The organism is Musicola paradisiaca NCPPB 2511 (assembly GCF_000400505.1).
GTDB lineage: Bacteria > Pseudomonadota > Gammaproteobacteria > Enterobacterales > Enterobacteriaceae > Musicola > Musicola paradisiaca.
Genome location: NZ_CM001857.1, coordinates 4,331,388 through 4,348,038 on the forward strand (window position 1 = coordinate 4,331,388; position 16,651 = coordinate 4,348,038).

General features: G+C 55.7%; 14 protein-coding genes and 2 pseudogenes. 6 read left to right on the forward strand and 10 right to left on the reverse strand.

Translation table 11 applies throughout. The features are described 5' to 3' along the window. Positions 1 to 228: 228 nt before the first annotated feature. Positions 229 to 1,728, forward strand: coding sequence for a sodium/proline symporter PutP (gene putP / locus DPA2511_RS19370; protein ID WP_015855413.1), 1,500 nt, complete (start codon positions 229 to 231; stop codon positions 1,726 to 1,728). 38 nt (positions 1,729 to 1,766) lie between these two features. Here the strand turns inward: putP and DPA2511_RS19375 are convergent, their stop codons facing one another. Next, on the reverse strand, positions 1,767 to 2,150 hold the full coding sequence (locus DPA2511_RS19375) for a hypothetical protein (protein ID WP_015855414.1): 384 nt from the start codon (positions 2,148 to 2,150) through the stop codon (positions 1,767 to 1,769). Between the two features lie 78 nt (positions 2,151 to 2,228). Then, entirely contained in the window at positions 2,229 to 3,707 is a 1,479-nt protein-coding gene (gene ilvC, locus DPA2511_RS19380) for a ketol-acid reductoisomerase (RefSeq protein WP_015855415.1), read from the reverse strand. Positions 3,708 to 3,876: 169 nt separating this feature from the next. Between ilvC and ilvY the strand changes: the two genes are divergently transcribed. Beyond that, on the forward strand, positions 3,877 to 4,764 hold the full coding sequence (gene ilvY / locus DPA2511_RS19385) for an HTH-type transcriptional activator IlvY (protein WP_015855416.1): 888 nt from the start codon (positions 3,877 to 3,879) through the stop codon (positions 4,762 to 4,764). Beyond that, positions 4,764 to 5,528, forward strand: coding sequence for a lysozyme inhibitor LprI family protein (locus DPA2511_RS19390; protein WP_015855417.1), 765 nt, complete (start codon positions 4,764 to 4,766; stop codon positions 5,526 to 5,528). Before ilvY ends, DPA2511_RS19390 begins: the two co-directional genes overlap by 1 nt. Before the next feature lie 2 nt (positions 5,529 to 5,530). Here the strand turns inward: DPA2511_RS19390 and DPA2511_RS22185 are convergent. The 7 genes and pseudogenes from DPA2511_RS22185 to ilvL form a co-directional block, all read right to left on the reverse strand. Next, positions 5,531 to 6,272 (reverse strand): annotated as a pseudogene (locus DPA2511_RS22185) (DUF2461 domain-containing protein). 192 nt (positions 6,273 to 6,464) lie between these two features. Further along, the gene (gene ilvA, locus DPA2511_RS19400) at positions 6,465 to 8,009 is read right to left on the reverse strand and encodes a threonine ammonia-lyase, biosynthetic (RefSeq protein ID WP_015855419.1); all 1,545 of its coding nucleotides are present in this window, start codon (positions 8,007 to 8,009) and stop codon (positions 6,465 to 6,467) included. Between the two features lie 5 nt (positions 8,010 to 8,014). Then, a complete protein-coding gene (ilvD, locus tag DPA2511_RS19405) occupies positions 8,015 to 9,865 on the reverse strand; it encodes a dihydroxy-acid dehydratase (RefSeq protein ID WP_015855420.1) in 1,851 nt (616 codons plus the stop codon). A gap of 79 nt (positions 9,866 to 9,944) precedes the next feature. Continuing rightward, positions 9,945 to 10,871 carry a branched-chain-amino-acid transaminase gene (ilvE, locus tag DPA2511_RS19410; RefSeq protein ID WP_015855421.1) on the reverse strand — a complete coding sequence of 309 codons (927 nt, stop codon included), beginning with the start codon at positions 10,869 to 10,871 and terminating at the stop codon, positions 9,945 to 9,947. 24 nt (positions 10,872 to 10,895) lie between these two features. Beyond that, positions 10,896 to 11,153, reverse strand: coding sequence for an acetolactate synthase 2 small subunit (gene ilvM, locus DPA2511_RS19415; protein WP_015855422.1), 258 nt, complete (start codon positions 11,151 to 11,153; stop codon positions 10,896 to 10,898). A gap of 17 nt (positions 11,154 to 11,170) precedes the next feature. Beyond that, positions 11,171 to 12,817, reverse strand: coding sequence for an acetolactate synthase 2 catalytic subunit (gene ilvG, locus DPA2511_RS19420; protein ID WP_015855423.1), 1,647 nt, complete (start codon positions 12,815 to 12,817; stop codon positions 11,171 to 11,173). Between the two features lie 138 nt (positions 12,818 to 12,955). Next, entirely contained in the window at positions 12,956 to 13,054 is a 99-nt protein-coding gene (gene ilvL, locus DPA2511_RS23100; protein WP_071597691.1) for an ilv operon leader peptide, read from the reverse strand. 367 nt (positions 13,055 to 13,421) lie between these two features. On the opposite strand from ilvL, the gene DPA2511_RS19425 reads away from it, so the two are divergent. Then, positions 13,422 to 14,948 (forward strand): YifB family Mg chelatase-like AAA ATPase, encoded by a 1,527-nt coding sequence (locus tag DPA2511_RS19425; protein ID WP_015855424.1) that lies wholly within the window; start codon positions 13,422 to 13,424, stop codon positions 14,946 to 14,948. Positions 14,949 to 15,010: 62 nt separating this feature from the next. Here the strand turns inward: DPA2511_RS19425 and DPA2511_RS19430 are convergent, their stop codons facing one another. Then, positions 15,011 to 15,349 carry a DUF413 domain-containing protein gene (locus tag DPA2511_RS19430; protein ID WP_015855425.1) on the reverse strand — a complete coding sequence of 113 codons (339 nt, stop codon included), beginning with the start codon at positions 15,347 to 15,349 and terminating at the stop codon, positions 15,011 to 15,013. A gap of 119 nt (positions 15,350 to 15,468) precedes the next feature. On the opposite strand from DPA2511_RS19430, the gene hdfR reads away from it, so the two are divergent. Next, entirely contained in the window at positions 15,469 to 16,296 is an 828-nt protein-coding gene (gene hdfR, locus DPA2511_RS19435) for an HTH-type transcriptional regulator HdfR (RefSeq protein WP_015855426.1), read from the forward strand. 184 nt (positions 16,297 to 16,480) lie between these two features. Continuing rightward, positions 16,481 to 16,651, forward strand: a pseudogene (locus tag DPA2511_RS23605) (IS630 family transposase); the annotation flags it as partial.

Here is a 16,651-nt window from a genome sequence, read left to right on the forward strand (position 1 = left end):
CGGGGGAGACTATGTTGTCGTTCTTGTCGCCTCTTCGCGCAACCTGGTGACGCAGTGCGTATTCGCGTGTTTTTGATTGCTATCCGGCAGGCATACCGTGCTGTTTTCTTTCAGGAAGTATAACTTGTAGCCACCAACTGGGCCTTTTTCTGCGCGGCGTTCCGGTCAGAAACAGGTGCCGCATCACCACGATGGTCATGCGGATAACAATCATAATGGGAGAAATGAATGACGATGATGAGCACACCGATGCTGGTAACATTTCTGGTGTACATCTTCGGGATGGTCCTGATCGGCCTGTTTGCCTACCGCGCCACTGACAATTTCAGCGACTATATCCTGGGCGGCCGCCGCATGGGCAGCATTGTCACCGCCCTGTCCGCCGGCGCTTCCGACATGAGCGGCTGGCTGTTGATGGGCCTGCCGGGCGCCGTGTTTCTGTCGGGGATTTCTGAAAGTTGGATTGCCATCGGCCTGACGCTGGGCGCCTATCTGAACTGGAAATGGGTAGCAGGACGCCTGCGCGTGCACACTGAAGTCAACCATAACGCGTTGACATTACCGGACTATTTCAGCCATCGCTTTGATGATCAAAGCAAACTGCTGCGCGTGATTTCCGCACTGGTGATCCTGGTGTTCTTCACCATTTATTGCGCATCCGGCATCGTAGCGGGCGCCCGGTTGTTTGAAAGTACATTCGGCCTCAGCTACAACACCGCATTGTGGGCCGGCGCCCTCGCGACTATCGCTTACACTTTTATCGGCGGTTATCTGGCCGTCAGCTGGACCGATACCGTCCAGGCCAGCCTGATGATCTTCGCGCTGATTCTGACGCCGGTTATCGTCATCCTCTCCGTCGGCGGCATTGCGCCGTCGCTGAGCGTGATTGAGGCTAAAAACCTGTCCAATTTGGATATGTTCCGCGGGCTGGATCTGGTGGCCATCCTTTCGCTGATGGGCTGGGGTCTGGGTTATTTCGGGCAACCGCACATTCTGGCGCGTTTTATGGCGGCCGACTCGCATCACACCATCCATAACGCCCGCCGCATCAGCATGATCTGGATGGTGCTCTGTCTGGCGGGCGCCGTGACCGTCGGCTTTTTCGGCATCGCCTACTTCACCCAAAACCCGGAACAGGCCGGCAATGTGTCGCAAAACGGCGAGCGCGTCTTTATCGAACTGGCCCGGCTGCTGTTCAACCCGTGGGTCGCCGGCATACTGCTGTCCGCTATTTTAGCGGCGGTGATGAGCACCCTAAGCTGCCAGTTGCTGGTCTGCTCCAGCGCCATCACGGAAGATCTGTACAAACCGTTTTTGCGTAAAAACGCCAGCCAGAAAGAGCTGGTGTGGGTAGGCCGCGGGATGGTGCTGCTGGTATCGTTAGTGGCTATCGCGCTCGCCGCCAATCCGGCCAACCGTGTACTCGGGCTGGTTAGCTATGCCTGGGCCGGCTTTGGCGCCGCATTCGGGCCGGTGATTCTGATTTCGCTGTTGTGGCCGCGCATGACCCGTAACGGCGCGCTGTTCGGTATGCTGGTCGGCGCAGCGACCGTCATCATCTGGAAACAGTACGGTTGGCTGAACCTGTATGAAATCATCCCTGGTTTCCTGTTCGGCTCGGTCACGATCGTGCTGGTTAGCCTGCTGGGACGCACGCCGTCTGCGGCTGTGACCGAGCGCTTCCATCAGGCTGAGCGGGAGTTTAAATCCGCCCCGGCGGATGCCTGATCCCCTGACAAACAGACGGCCCGATGCCTCGGGCCGTATTACTGGTGCGTCACGGTGATGCGGGTTTTTAACGTGTCGTCGCCGTCGCCAAGGCGAATGCGGTTGTTCAGCCGATAGACATCACCGGTGACGTTAATCACCAGCACGCCATCCTGCATATGAATATCCGCGTCGCGGCTATTGGTTTTGAGCACATCGACCGTTTCGCCGCCGTTCGCACTTACCGTATACCGATAGACAGACCCCGCCGGCGCACCGCTATCCAACTGAAGCAAATTCACCGTCACGTTATCTTCAAGCTGGTATTGCCGCACCAAATTGTAATCGTCATCGCCCCAATAGATTGCGTACACAAACATCAGGCCCAGACAAAAAATCATGGCCATCAATAATGGCAACAACAGGCGGGGCATTTTCATCATGTAACGCCTATTCCCTTAATGCTCCATAACAAAACGGGGCGCATATGCGCCCCGTTCAATGATCGTCGAACGACAGTATTAGCCTGCGACCGCGATGCGTTTCATGTCGGTCATGTAGCCGCGCAGTTTCTTACCGACCACTTCGATCGGATGGTTGCGAATGGCTTCATTCACATCGCGCAGCTGCGAGTTATCGATGCCGGCAGCCGCTACCGGCTTGCCCAGATCGCCCGCCTGCAGGCTGCTCATGAATGTCTCTTTCAGCAACGGTACGGCGGCGTTGGCGAACAGGTAGTTGCCGTATTCAGCGGTGTCGGAAATAACCACGTTCATTTCGTACAGACGTTTACGGGCAATGGTGTTCGCAATCAGCGGCAGTTCGTGCAGCGATTCGTAGTAAGCGGATTCTTCGATGATGCCGGCGCTCACCATGGTTTCAAACGCCAGTTCCACGCCGGCTTTCACCATGGCGATCATCAGAACGCCGTGGTCGAAGTATTCCTGTTCAGAAATTTTGCCTTCGAACTGCGGGGCGTTTTCAAACGCCGTCTTGCCGGTTTCTTCACGCCAGGTCAGCAGTTTCACATCGTCGTTGGCCCAGTCGGCCATCATGCCGCCGGAGAACGCGCCGGAGATGATGTCGTCCATGTGTTTCTGGAACAGCGGCGCCATAATGCCTTTCAGCTGTTCAGACAGTGCAAACGCACGCAGTTTGGCCGAGTTGGACAGACGATCCATCATCAGCGTGATGCCGCCTTGTTTCAGCGCCTCGGTGATGGTTTCCCAGCCGAACTGGATCAGTTTTTCCGCATAGGCCGGATCCACGCCGTCAGCCACCAGCTTGTCGAAGCTCAGCAGAGAGCCGGCCTGCAACATACCGCACAGAATGGTCTGCTCGCCCATCAGGTCGGATTTCACTTCGGCCACGAAGGAAGACTCCAGCACACCCGCGCGATGACCGCCGGTAGCGGCCGCCCAGGCTTTGGCGATGGCCATGCCCTCACCTTTCGGATCGTTTTCCGGGTGGACGGCGATCAGGGTCGGCACGCCGAAACCGCGTTTGTATTCTTCACGCACTTCAGTGCCCGGGCACTTCGGCGCCACCATGACGACGGTGATGTCTTTACGGATCTGCTCGCCGACTTCAACGATGTTGAAACCGTGGGAATAACCCAGCGCGGCACCCTGTTTCATCAGCGGCTGAACCGCCTGAACCACGGCGGAGTGCTGTTTGTCCGGCGTCAGGTTGACCACCAAATCAGCCTGCGGGATCAGTTCTTCGTAAGTGCCGACTTTAAAACCGTTTTCGGTCGCTTTGCGCCAGGAGGCGCGTTTTTCGGCAATGGCTTCGGCACGCAGGGCATAAGCGATATCCAGGCCGGAATCACGCATGTTCAACCCCTGGTTCAACCCCTGGGCGCCGCATCCTACGATGACCACTTTTTTACCTTTCAGATAGTTGGCTTCGTCGGCGAACTCATCGCGGCCCATAAAGCGGCATTTGCCCAGTTGCGCCAGCTGCTGACGCAGGTTCAGAGTATTGAAATAATTAGCCATGTGGCGTGCTCCATTAATGTTGTGTCGTGGTTTATCACGTTCGGTATAGACGGCGGCCGTTGCCCCATCAGAATGTCGTCATCATATGACAGGAAATGCATTGCTTAAATTGATATATTAACAACGCAATATTGCAAGAACTGCAACATGAAAACGAGATCGACCAAGCATGGACTTACGGGATCTGAAACTTTTCCTGCATCTGGCGGAGAGCTGCCACTTCGGTCGTACCGCCAAGGCGATGCACATCAGCCCATCCACCCTTTCACGCCAGATCCAGCGGCTGGAGGAGGATCTCGGGCAAACGCTGTTCCGGCGGGATAACCGTACCGTCAGCCTGACCGACGCCGGCGAGCAGGTTAAACTTTTCGCCCAGCAGACGCTGCTGCACTACCAGCAATTGCGCTTACAGCTTCAGCAACAGGGGGCGTCGCTCAGCGGCGAACTGCGGCTGTTCTGCTCCGTCACCGCCGCCTATAGCCACCTGCCGCCGATACTGGACAGGTTTCGGGCGCAGCACCCGCTGGTGGAAATCAAGCTCACCACCGGCGACGCCGCCGATGCGGTGGATAAAGTACAGTCCAACGACGCGGATCTCGGCATCGCCGGTCATCCAGAGATATTGCCCGGTAGCGTGGACTTCATGCCTATCGGCGAAATACCGCTGGCGTTGATCATACCCGCGCTGCCCTGCCCGGTGCAGACTCAGGCGTTACAGCCCCATCCCGATTGGTCGCAGATCCCGTTCATCCTGCCGGAGCACGGCCCGGTGCGCAAACGGGTCGATGTGTGGTTCCGCCGTCAACACATCACCAACCCGCCCATTTACGCCACTGTTTCCGGCCACGAAGCCATGGTTTCGATGGTGGCGCTGGGATGCGGCATCGCACTCATCCCTGACGTAGTGCTTGAAAACAGTCCTGAACCCGTGCGTAATCGTGTCTCGGTAATGGAAGAACAGGTCATGGAACCCCTGGAATTAGGCGTCTGCGTACAAAAGAAGCGCCTTGGCGAGCCTTTGATTGCCGCATTCTGGGAAACCTTACAGGAACAATAATGAAACTATTGCTTGCCGTAATCCTTCTGCCTCTGGCTTTGAGTTGCAGCACATTTTCAGCATTGGCGGCCAGCTTTCCCTGCCAACAGGCCGCATCAACGCAGGAAAAATTGATCTGTCAGAACCCGACGCTTAGCCAGATGGACGATGAACTGGCGAAAGAGTGGCAGAAATCACGCGCGCTTCTGACGGATAACCCCCAACGCGCCGCGCAAGACAAAAACCTGACGCTATTTCAGCGCGGTTGGCTCACCAGCCGCAGCGCTTGTCGTAACGAGGAGTGCCTGCATCAGAGCTACCAACAGCAAATCGCTCGTCTGCGTTACCTGAACGACATCACCCAGCATACGCTGCCGGCTCCCATCGTCAGGCCGCGCCGTAGCGCTTGTTTCGACGGTGACTACAGCTACGAATACTATCTACAGCTTTCCGATCAGGAATACGCGGAACTGAGCGACTACTTCAAGGAAATGTACGACCAGAAAGCGCCTTACCATTTGGCCAACCTGACGCTCAAGAACGACGACGGCGACATCGACGGCAATGGTTCGATTGCCTTTCGTTATGCCGACAAGCTGGATGACTTTACGTTAACCGCACGCCAAATGAGCGACACGCAGGCGATCGGACAGACAGAGGGCAGTTTCGGCGGGCAGAAAAAAGTGTTGCTGACTTGCGTTGATAACCGGCAGCTGCAAATCACGGTTTTCGACGCTGCCGGTGAAAGTTATCTGTTTGATTATCTGATGGCGCCGGCCAAGTAATCTCAGCGGCTGAACCACTTCTCATCCAAAAAGGCAGGACCGATATTTTCCGATTCTGCCGCCCTCTTCAGCGTTTCAATCTTCATCAGATAGTGATAGAGCGGCTCCAACTGGGTGAAACCGCGTCCCAGCGTCGAAATCAATGCGTCGCTGAATAGCGCATCCCTGTCCTGACGGGTCGTCATCGCCGCGAACGACTTACGGTTGTACCAGGTCGCCAGCGCCGGATCCTGCTCTTTGACCAGCGGACGCTTGTAACTTTCCCCGACCAGCGCAAACTCCCGCCCCAGACAACTCGCTATGTCGAGAAAGCCCTGCGGGTTATCCCGCAACGTCTGCCGGAACAGCTCCATGGTGGTGCGGCTGGCGCTGTAATAGCCGAGGCCGTAGCTCCAGTCAGTCGGCGTTAACTCAAAAAAAGTAGACCGGCGCATCCGTCCAGTCTTTGTGGGTACGCTTGAAGGTAAACCACATTTTGTCGCGATAGCGGGATTTATCGTGGGAAAAGCGGGTGTCGCGATGAATGCGGGACAGGGTTTTCCCTACCGCCGGGCGGGTTTCAAAATGATCGTCAATTTGCAGCATGGTGATACCCAGCGCCGCCACCAGCCCGCGAAACGGCGACAGCAACACCGATTCATACTCCGAACGGTGCTCCTCGAACCATGCTTTGTTGTCCTGCTGACGCACCTGTTGCAAAAACGTCAGCGTCTGCGGCGAGAAACCGTGAAACACATCAGCCATGACACCACTCCCATCAAAAATCGTTCCGATCGATATCGTTGCTAACCATACCGTTCAAACAATAACGCGCCAGACGGCATATCACCATCTGGCGCGTTATGTTTTCGTCGACCCATGTCTGCCGATTAAACCGCCGCAAGCGGAACAATCGCAGGAGTGAAGCGCCCCCGACATGAGCGCCTCGGCGGCCGTTTATCCTTTCAGAAAGAAACGGAACGCCGGGTTCTGGGTTTCATCGTGGCACTCGTAACCCAGCGCCTGCAGATGCTGCTCAAACTCCGGTTCGCGTTCCGCCAGCTCGAAGGCGGCCAGCACGCGGCCGAAATCGGTACCGTGGCTGCGGTAATGGAACAGGGTAATGTTCCAGCGCGTGCCTAATGTATTGAGAAACTTAAGCAATGCACCCGGCGATTCCGGAAATTCAAAGCTGTAAAGCCGCTCGCGCAACGGCTTTGAGGGACGCCCTCCCACCATGTAGCGCACATGCAGCTTGGCCATTTCGTCGTCGGACAGGTCGACCACCTGATAGCCGTCGCGCTGCAATTCCGTGAGAATCTCCTGACGCTCGCTATTGCCGCGCGTCAGCCTCACGCCGACAAAAATGCAGGCATGGTCGGCATCGGCGTAACGGTAATTGAATTCCGTCACCGAACGGCCGCCCAGCAGCTGACAAAAATTCAGGAAGCTGCCTTTCTGCTCAGGGATCGTCACCGCCATCAGCGCTTCACGCTGCTCGCCCAGTTCGCACCGTTCGGACACATAGCGCAAACCATGGAAGTTCACGTTGGCGCCGGACAGAATATGCGCCAACCGTTCGCCCTGAATGCCATGCTGCTGGATATACTTCTTCATACCCGCCAGCGCCAGCGCACCGGACGGCTCGGCGATCGCGCGGACATCCTCGAACAGATCCTTCACCGCCGCGCAGATGGCGTCGCTGTCCACCGTGATCACATCGTCCAGATACTCGCGACACAGACGGAAGGTTTCGTTGCCGATGCGCTTGACCGCCACGCCTTCGGCAAACAGCCCCACGCGCGGCAAATCCACCGGCTGGCCGGCATCCAGCGCCGCCCGCAGGCAGGCGGAATCCTCCGCCTCGACGCCGATCACCTGGATCTGCGGCATCAACTGCTTGATCAGCACCGCCACGCCCGCCGCCAGACCGCCGCCGCCTACCGGCACGAATACGCGATCCAGATGGGCGTCCTGCTGCAGCAGCTCCATCGCCAGCGTTCCCTGGCCGGCAATCACCGCCGGGTGGTCAAACGGCGGCACGAAGGTCATGTGTTGCTGTTGCGATAGCTCAATCGCCTTGGCTTTCGCCTCATCGAAATTGTTGCCATGCAACAGCACCTCGCCGCCAAAGTCGCGTACTGCGTCGACCTTGATATCCGCCGTCGCCACCGGCATCACGATCAGCGCCCGGATCCCCAGGCGACTGGCGGAAAGCGCCACGCCCTGAGCGTGGTTGCCGGCCGATGCCGTCACCACGCCATGCGATTTCTGTTCGTCGCTCAGACCCGACATCATGGCGTATGCGCCACGCAGCTTGAAGCTGTGCACCGCCTGACGATCCTCGCGCTTGACCAGAATGACGTTGCCCAGCCGGGAAGACAGCTTGTCCATCTTTTCCAGCGGCGTCACCTGAGCGACCTCATATACCGGCGAGCGGAGCACCGCTCGCAGATATTCCGCGCCGCCGGGTTCGGCGGGCAACGGTTGTGAAACGGCCATAGCGATTAGCCTCCCAGCTTGCTTTTATCGCGTACCGCGCCCTTGTCGGCGCTGGTAGCCAGGCTGGCGTAAGCGCGCAGCGCAAAAGACACCTGACGGTTACGGTTTTTCGGCGTCCAGGCAGCATCACCGCGCGCCAGTTCTTGCTCGCGGCGTTGAGCCAATTCGTCGTCGCTCACTTCCAGCGCAATACCGCGTTTGGGAATATCGATAGCAATCATGTCACCGTTCTGCACCAGACCGATAGTGCCGCCATTGGCCGCTTCCGGCGATGCATGACCAATCGACAGACCGGACGTGCCGCCGGAGAAACGGCCATCGGTGATCAGCGCACAGGCTTTACCCAATCCCATGGACTTGAGGAAACTGGTGGGATAGAGCATTTCCTGCATGCCCGGCCCGCCTTTCGGGCCTTCGTAGCGAATCACCACCACATCGCCCGCCACCACTTTACCGCCTAGGATCGCTTCTACCGCGTCATCCTGCGATTCGTACACTTTGGCCGGGCCGCGGAATACCAGGCTGCCTTCGTCGACGCCTGCGGTTTTCACAATACAGCCATCCTGAGCCAGATTGCCGTACAGCACCGCCAGACCGCCGTCCTGGCTGTAGGCGTGCTCACGGGAGCGAATACAACCTTCCTGACGATCAGTATCCAGCGAATCCCAGCGGCAATCCTGCGAGAACGCCTGCGTGGTACGGATACCGGCAGGGCCGGCGGCGTACATGTTCTTCACCGCCTCATCTTGCGTCTGCATGATGTCGTAGGCCGAGAGGGTTTCCGGCAGCGTCAGCCCCAGTACGTTCTTCACCTCCCGGTTGAGCAACCCGGCGCGATCCAGTTCGCCCAGAATCCCGACCACGCCGCCGGCGCGGTGTACGTCTTCCATGTGATATTTCTGGGTGCTGGGCGCCACCTTGCACAGATGCGGCACCTTGCGCGACAGACGGTCGATATCGGACATGCTGAAATCCACCTCGCCTTCCTGCGCCGCCGCCAGCAGATGCAGTACGGTATTGGTGGAGCCGCCCATCGCGATATCCAGCGTCATGGCGTTTTCAAACGCGGCCTTGCAGGCGATGTTGCGCGGCAGCACGCCGGCGTCATCCTGTTCGTAGTACCGTTTGGCCAGGCCCACGATACGTTCGCCCGCATTAAGGAACAGCTGTTTGCGGTCAGCATGGGTCGCCAGCAGCGAGCCGTTGCCCGGCTGAGACAAACCCAGCGCTTCCGTCAGGCAGTTCATGGAGTTGGCGGTAAACATCCCGGAGCAGGAGCCGCAAGTCGGGCAGGCGGAGCGTTCAATCTGCGCGCTGTCGTCATCACTCACTTTCGGGTTGGCGCCCTGAATCATGGCATCGATCAGATCCAGCTTGATGATCTTATCGGAGAGTTTGGTTTTTCCCGCTTCCATCGGCCCGCCGGAAACGAAGATGGCAGGGATATTCAGACGCAGCGCCGCCATCAGCATCCCCGGCGTGATCTTGTCGCAGTTGGAGATACACACCATGGCGTCGGCACAGTGGGCATTGACCATGTATTCGACGGAATCGGCAATCAGTTCGCGGGAAGGCAGAGAATAGAGCATACCGCCGTGGCCCATGGCGATACCGTCATCCACCGCGATGGTATTGAACTCTTTGGCGACACCGCCGGCAGCTTCAATCTGCTCGGCGACCAGTTTGCCCAGATCGCGCAAATGAACGTGTCCGGGTACGAATTGAGTGAACGAATTCACAACAGCGATGATGGGCTTGCCAAAATCGGCGTCGGTCATCCCTGTGGCGCGCCACAGGGCTCGCGCTCCAGCCATATTACGACCATGCGTGGTGGTGGCTGAACGGTACTTAGGCATACTCTGATTACTCCAGTGTGAACAGATAACCGGTGACGGAACGGGCCACCGGCAAAAAAGTGTCAACGTATAACAGTGATTACGGGTTTACCGGATCCAGCCAACCCCATTTGTCTTCGGTCTCGCCGTTGAACAGGCCGAAGAACGCCTGCTGCAATTGTTTAGTGACCGGGCCGCATCTGCCGATACCGACTTGAATGCCGTCCACACTGCGTACCGGCGTGATCTCCGCCGCCGTGCCGGACATAAACACTTCGTCCGCCAGATAGAGCGATTCGCGCGACAACACCTGTTCACGGATTTCGAAGCCTTTGTCCTTCGCCAGCTTGATAATGGCGTCGCGGGTGATCCCCGGCAGGGCGGAGGACGTGAACGGCGGCGTGAAGAGGATGCCGTCTTTTACCTCGAACAGGTTTTCGCCCGCGCCTTCTGAAACGTAACCGTTCACATCCAGCGCGATACCTTCCTGATAGCCATGACGACGCGCTTCACTGCCGACCAGCAGGGAGGACAGGTAATTGCCGCCTGCTTTAGCTGCCGTAGGAATGGTATTGGCCGCGGCACGATTCCAGGATGACACCATCGCATCTATCCCCTGATCCAGCGCTTCTTCTCCCAGATAGGCGCCCCACGGAAACGCCGCGATGATGACGTCGGTCTTGTAGCCAGCCGGCGGATTCACGCCCATACCCACATCGCCGACAAAGACCAGCGGACGGATATAGGCACTGGACAGATTATTTTTGCGCAGCGTTTCGCGACAGGCCTCCATCAGTTCATCAACACTGTAGGAGATCGGCATGCGATAAATCTTGGCCGAATCATGCAGACGCTGCATGTGCTCGCTGTGACGGAATACCACCGGCCCACGGTGGGAACTGTAACAACGAACCCCCTCGAACACGGAAGTCCCGTAATGTAGCGCGTGGGACATCACATGAACCTTGGCCTCAGCCCAGGGAACCATTTCACCATTGAACCAGATATAGTCAGCTTTCTTCGTCATTTCTTATTTTCCTTACCGATGCCTTCAGGCACGTATCTGTTGTGATGTAAGCGGTTGAATCTCGACACAGGCGATATCCAATAATTTGCTTAATTGCGTTGACAATAAATCCACCGGTCTGTGGCTGGCAACGGTCATTTCAATCTGAATCTGGTCGCTGCTGGTTTCCTGCGTCATGTTCATCGCGCAGATCTGAAACCCGCGATGACGTGTAATACGCAGCACGCGCTCCAGCACTTCCGGGCGGAAACGCGCCTGAATCGACAATTGATGATGGGTCATGATGTGTTCTCCAGCCATTATTCTGTTTTATCCAACATGGTTTCATTACCGGCGCCGGGCGGCACCAGCGGCCAGACATTCTCATACTCGTCGATGGAAACATGCAGCAGGTATGGCCCTTCGCTGTGAAGCAACGTATCCAGGGCGGAATCAATCTGGTCTTTGCGGGTGATGTTCTGGCCGGGGATGCCGAAGGCGCTGGCCAGAGTCAGAAAATCAGGGTTATCGGAAAGGTTGGTTTCACTATAGCGCTCATCGAAAAATAGCTGCTGCCATTGTCGAACCATGCCCAGACGCTGGTTGTCCAACAGAACGATTTTGAGCGGCAGACGTTTTCGCTTGATGGTGCCGAGCTCCTGCACATTCATCATGAAAGAGCCATCGCCGGAGATGCAGATCACCATATCATCCGGGCGGGCCACCTGCGCCCCCACTGCGGCCGGTACCCCGAAGCCCATCGTTCCGAGACCGCTGGATGTAATGAAATTTTCCGGCCGGGTGAATCGCATATGTTGGGCCGCCCACATCTGATGCTGGCCGACATCGGTCGTGATGACCGTTTCCGCCGGCATTTTTTCCGCCAGCGTTTTCAGCAGCGCCGGCGCGTAGATAGCCTCGCCTGGGTGATCGTAACGCCAGACATATTCCGCCTTCATCATCGCCGCCTGCTGACGCCAGTCGGCAATCGATAATGACTGCGCCAGCGCGGGCAATAACTGATTGAGATCGCCGCGCAGAGCAATGTGCGCCTGCCGCAGTTTATTCAGCTCGGCCGGATCGATATCCATATGGATGACTCTGGCATGAGGGGCAAAGGCGCTGAGCTTACCCGTTACCCGATCGTCGAAACGCGCTCCCACGGCGAGGAGCAGATCGCACTCCTGCACCATCAGGTTGGCCGCTTGCGTGCCATGCATACCGATCATGCCCAGATTATAGGGGTACGCGCTTTCAACAGCCCCGAGCCCCTTCAGCGTCGAAACAGCGGGAATGCCGGTGATCTCAATGAAAGAGCGCAGTGCGGGCACCGCCTGCGCTATACCGACGCCGCCACCGACATACAGCACTGGCTTCTTTGCCTGTGCCAGCATGGCCCGCGCTTCCGCAACCTGCGCCGCTGGAAAGGCCGTCGTATCATCCACCGACATAAAGCAGGGGGTAAAATCACTTTCCGTCAGTTGGATATCTTTAGGAATATCAATCAACACCGGCCCTGGGCGACCGCTACGTGCGACGGCAAAGGCCTCCGCCATGATTTCCGGCAACTCGTCAACGGATTCCACCAGAAAGCTGTGTTTGGTGCAGGCCAGAGAAAGCCCAAGCACGTCGATTTCCTGAAATGCATCGGTACCGATCAGTGCAGACCCAACCTGCCCGGTAATAGCGACAATCGGCACAGAATCCAACAGCGCGTCCGCCAAACCGGTGATCAGGTTGGTTGCACCCGGGCCGGAGGTGGCGATGCATACGCCGACCTTGCCCGTCGCGCGCGCATAACCAATGGCCGCCATCGCCGCGCCCTGTTCATGGCGGCACAACAAGTGCTCGACACCGCCGTCATACAACGCATCATAGACCGGCATAATCGCGCCGCCAGGATAGCCGAAAACGGTATCCACTCCTTGCGCCCGCAGCGCCTGAACTACCCATTGAGCACCATTCATTGTTATTTCTCCGACGCCTGTCGGGAAAAACAGAATTTTCTACTGCCGGACATTCTCTGCTCCCTTGTTGGATTCCTGGCCCATAAAAAAACCCCCGACCTTGCGGTGCGGGGGTTTTCTTGAATTCGGCCTTGATTTCTAAGCCATTCGTCGTCCAAGTGCAGCCCCGCACGGTGGGATAATAATCACCACCACGCTAATCACAATTAGGCTAATCACTAGGTTGAGGGCTTTCATTTAAGTTGTGTGTTGTTTGCTTGCTGAACGAATGCTTACAGAGGTACCACAGTCACGCCGACAAAAACAACTTTTTTTTCTCTCAATATTCGCGTATTCGAGCGATGACTCATCATAAACGACTTATTATTCATGCAATAAGGCTCATCAGGTGATGATGCATCAATGTCACCGGCAAGACCGAATTCTCGCCGTCTGTTGTGTCAGGCATTCATCACGCCCGTGTCTGGAAGCAGCAACACAGTTATTTTCCCTATTGCATAAACACGAAACCATTCCTCCATATCGCCTCGCACTTTCTCGCATGCCTCAATGCCGACAGAAAAACCTTTGGGCATGATGCCGAGGTAAATCAAAGGAGCGAATTATGACATTGGCGGTGACTTATACCCGGGCCACCTTGGGGATGCAGGCTCCCGAGGTTTCTATCGAAGTGCATATCAGCAACGGGTTGCCCGCATTGACGCTGGTCGGATTACCTGAAACCACCGTCAAGGAAGCTCGCGACCGGGTACGCAGCGCGTTGATCAACTGTGGTTTTACTTTTCCTGCCAAGCGCATCACCGTGAATCTCGCGCCGGCAGATTTGCCCAAGGAGGGCGGACGTTACGATCTGCCCATCGCCATCGCCATTCTGGCTGCGTCCGAGCAGATCCCGGGGGAAAAGCTCAATCAATTCGAATTTCTTGGCGAATTGGGGCTCTCCGGCAGCCTACGGGGCGTCAACGGCGCAATTCCTGCCGCACTGGAAGCCCATAAAGCCGGCCGTAGGCTGATTCTTCCTGACGATAACACGCTGGAAATGGCTCTGGTGCCATACGGCGAGACCCAGATGGCTAATCACTTGCTGCAGGTTTGCGCTTTTTTGCAGGGAAAAGCGGCTTTATTAAGTAGCGCCGATATCACGCCGATGACACCTGACAGCGAAGCTGTCCCCGATTTGAAAGACATCATCGGCCAGGAGCAAGCGAAACGAGCACTGGAGATTGCAGCTGCCGGCAGCCACAATCTTTTGCTGCTCGGCCCGCCTGGTACCGGAAAAACCATGCTTGCCAGCCGATTGCCGGGATTGATGCCGCAGCTCGATGATGATGAAGCCCTGGAAAGCGCAGCAATCAATAGTTTGCTTAATATCAACACGTCCCTATTAAAATGGCGCTGCCGGCCTTTTCGCTCGCCTCACCACACCGCCTCCATGACTGCGCTGGTTGGAGGCGGCACAATTCCCAAACCGGGGGAAATCTCTCTGGCACATAACGGAGTGCTGTTTCTGGATGAGCTGCCGGAGTTTGAACGGCGAGTACTGGATTCATTAAGAGAACCACTGGAGTCAGGTGAAATCATTATTTCACGAGCTCGGGCAAAAATTTGCTATCCAGCACGTTTTCAACTGGTCGCCGCAATGAATCCAAGCCCCTCAGGACACTATCAGGGGCTCCACAACCGGGTTCCTGCTCAGCAGGTTCTTCGTTATCTCAACCGGTTATCCGGTCCTTTTCTGGATCGATTCGATATCTCAATCGAAGTGCCTTTGTTACCACCGGGTCTGCTACGTCAGCAATCCAACAAAGGGGAAAGCAGTGCAACAATAAGGCAGAGAGTGCTGGCTGCACGCCAGCGGCAAGTGGTACGGTGCGGGAAAATTAATGCGTTGATGAAACCAGACGATATTGAACACCACTGTCGGCTGGAGAATGCCGACGCTGTCTATCTGGAAGAAGCAATGACCAAACTCGGATTATCAGTGAGAGCCTGGCATCGAATATTGAAAGTATCGCGCACCATTGCAGATTTGGCTGACGAAGACAGCATCAACCGCCAGCATCTGGCCGAGGCGCTGAGTTATCGCTGTATGGATCGCTTACTGATACGGCTACATAAGAATCTGGCATGATGACTTGCCCACATCAATTATTATGGGCCGAAAACAAAAATGGGGCTATTGCCCCATTTTTGTTAATCGTCACTTTCGGTGAACTCTTCAACCGTATCCATTTGCGGTTTACCGCCAGACAACGTATGGAAACGCTTAGGGCGACGAATACGTTCGACATACTTCGCCCAGATCCTTTCCAGCTCCGTCTCCGCCTTACGCTCACCACGGCACACGGCCACAAACTGAAGCTCTTCTGCTGTCACTGGTTGACGTTTGCCCGAATCGAGTTCGTTAAACGCATGACCATGGCGTTCCAGCAATTGGGCTTCCTTAATCGTAAAATCACCGTGTCGGGAAAATCCTCGTGGATAGAACTTGTTATCAAAAAAACGACTGGTTGTAGAGAAGCTTTCCGCCATCTTACACGCTCCTAATTCTCATATGGTCGTGCCGTTTATGGCGCGGAGTATTAGATAGGCTTGACTTTCTGTAAAACAAAACATTTAAATCATGACGACAAATTTTTTCGGAGGAGAATATGGATACCGACTTACTGAAAACCTTTCTGGAAGTCAGCAAGACCCGGCACTTCGGGCGAGCGGCTGAATCACTCTATCTGACACAGTCGGCTGTCAGTTTCCGTATCCGGCAACTGGAGAATCAATTAGGGGCTAATCTGTTTACACGGCACCGTAATAATATTCAATTGACGCCAGCAGGAGAGCGCCTGTTACCTTACGCTGAGAGCCTCATTGATACTTGGCAAATAGCCAAGAGGGAAGTTGCTCGTTCCCAACAACATAGTCAGCTTTCAATCGGTGCTACTGCATCATTATGGGAAGCATTTCTTACCAGCTGGCTGAACGCTCTCTATCAGCAGCGTCCTCTCCTCCAATTGGAGGCCAGAATCGCATTACGGCAGACTCTCGTAAAACAATTACACGAGAGACAGCTCGACCTTCTGATCACGACAGAACCACCCAAAATGGATGAATTAGGCAGCCAACTATTGGGGTCTTTTTCATTATCATTATTTACTACCAGACATAATGAGAAAATAGAAAATGCACCTTACATAAAACTCGAATGGGGCGCGGATTTCCATCAACAGGAAAGCCGGTGGTTATCCGGCGGACAAACCTCAATCCTGACCACAACATCAGCGCAATTAGCCCGACAATTATTAGCCACAATAGGAGGATGTGCATTTTTGCCTAGCCATTGGGAGCAAAAATATTCTGACCTCAAGCCTTTAGAGGATTTTGAATTACTGGAAAGGCCATTTTATGCCGTATGGCTTGAAAATGGGGATCAGCAAGAGCTCATCTGCCAACTCTTAAAAACACCAATACACGTAACGGATTAAGGCACGAATAATTACCAGCGTAGTCCCACCGGTTTTCAGTACGACCGCTATAAAGCAGTCTCCAGCTAGTTTTTACTTCACCTAAATAGCTTCGCCAAATAGTAGATCACTTGGAGGGAACTCAGCCCGGATTGTGCGATCTGATCAATCGCCAAACATCACAAATCACCAACCGGACTGAGCGATGCCGATCATAGCAGCAATCCCTGATGAAGAACGACAACTGATGTGCAAAGAAGCCCAAACAAACACGCGATAAAAAATTATGCCAGACGACTCATTGCCATACTGATGTTGCATCGGGGAATGACCGTCACCGACGTCGCCAGACTGCTTTGTGCTGCGCGTTCATCCG

What these genes read in the sequence shown, in the direction of transcription:
- ilvM (WP_015855422.1), bottom strand. Translation starts at nt 11,153, where the DNA reads ATGACCCATCATCAATTGTCGATTCAGGCGCGTTTCCGCCCGGAAGTG.
- ilvC (WP_015855415.1), bottom strand. Translation starts at nt 3,707, where the DNA reads ATGGCTAATTATTTCAATACTCTGAACCTGCGTCAGCAGCTGGCGCAA.
- ilvY (WP_015855416.1), top strand. Translation starts at nt 3,877, where the DNA reads ATGGACTTACGGGATCTGAAACTTTTCCTGCATCTGGCGGAGAGCTGC.
- ilvL (WP_071597691.1), bottom strand. Translation starts at nt 13,054, where the DNA reads ATGAAAGCCCTCAACCTAGTGATTAGCCTAATTGTGATTAGCGTGGTG.
- putP (WP_015855413.1), top strand. Translation starts at nt 229, where the DNA reads ATGACGATGATGAGCACACCGATGCTGGTAACATTTCTGGTGTACATC.
- ilvG (WP_015855423.1), bottom strand. Translation starts at nt 12,817, where the DNA reads ATGAATGGTGCTCAATGGGTAGTTCAGGCGCTGCGGGCGCAAGGAGTG.
- DPA2511_RS19390 (WP_015855417.1), top strand. Translation starts at nt 4,764, where the DNA reads ATGAAACTATTGCTTGCCGTAATCCTTCTGCCTCTGGCTTTGAGTTGC.
- DPA2511_RS19430 (WP_015855425.1), bottom strand. Translation starts at nt 15,349, where the DNA reads ATGGCGGAAAGCTTCTCTACAACCAGTCGTTTTTTTGATAACAAGTTC.
- ilvD (WP_015855420.1), bottom strand. Translation starts at nt 9,865, where the DNA reads ATGCCTAAGTACCGTTCAGCCACCACCACGCATGGTCGTAATATGGCT.
- hdfR (WP_015855426.1), top strand. Translation starts at nt 15,469, where the DNA reads ATGGATACCGACTTACTGAAAACCTTTCTGGAAGTCAGCAAGACCCGG.
- DPA2511_RS19425 (WP_015855424.1), top strand. Translation starts at nt 13,422, where the DNA reads ATGACATTGGCGGTGACTTATACCCGGGCCACCTTGGGGATGCAGGCT.
- ilvE (WP_015855421.1), bottom strand. Translation starts at nt 10,871, where the DNA reads ATGACGAAGAAAGCTGACTATATCTGGTTCAATGGTGAAATGGTTCCC.
- DPA2511_RS19375 (WP_015855414.1), bottom strand. Translation starts at nt 2,150, where the DNA reads ATGATGAAAATGCCCCGCCTGTTGTTGCCATTATTGATGGCCATGATT.
- ilvA (WP_015855419.1), bottom strand. Translation starts at nt 8,009, where the DNA reads ATGGCCGTTTCACAACCGTTGCCCGCCGAACCCGGCGGCGCGGAATAT.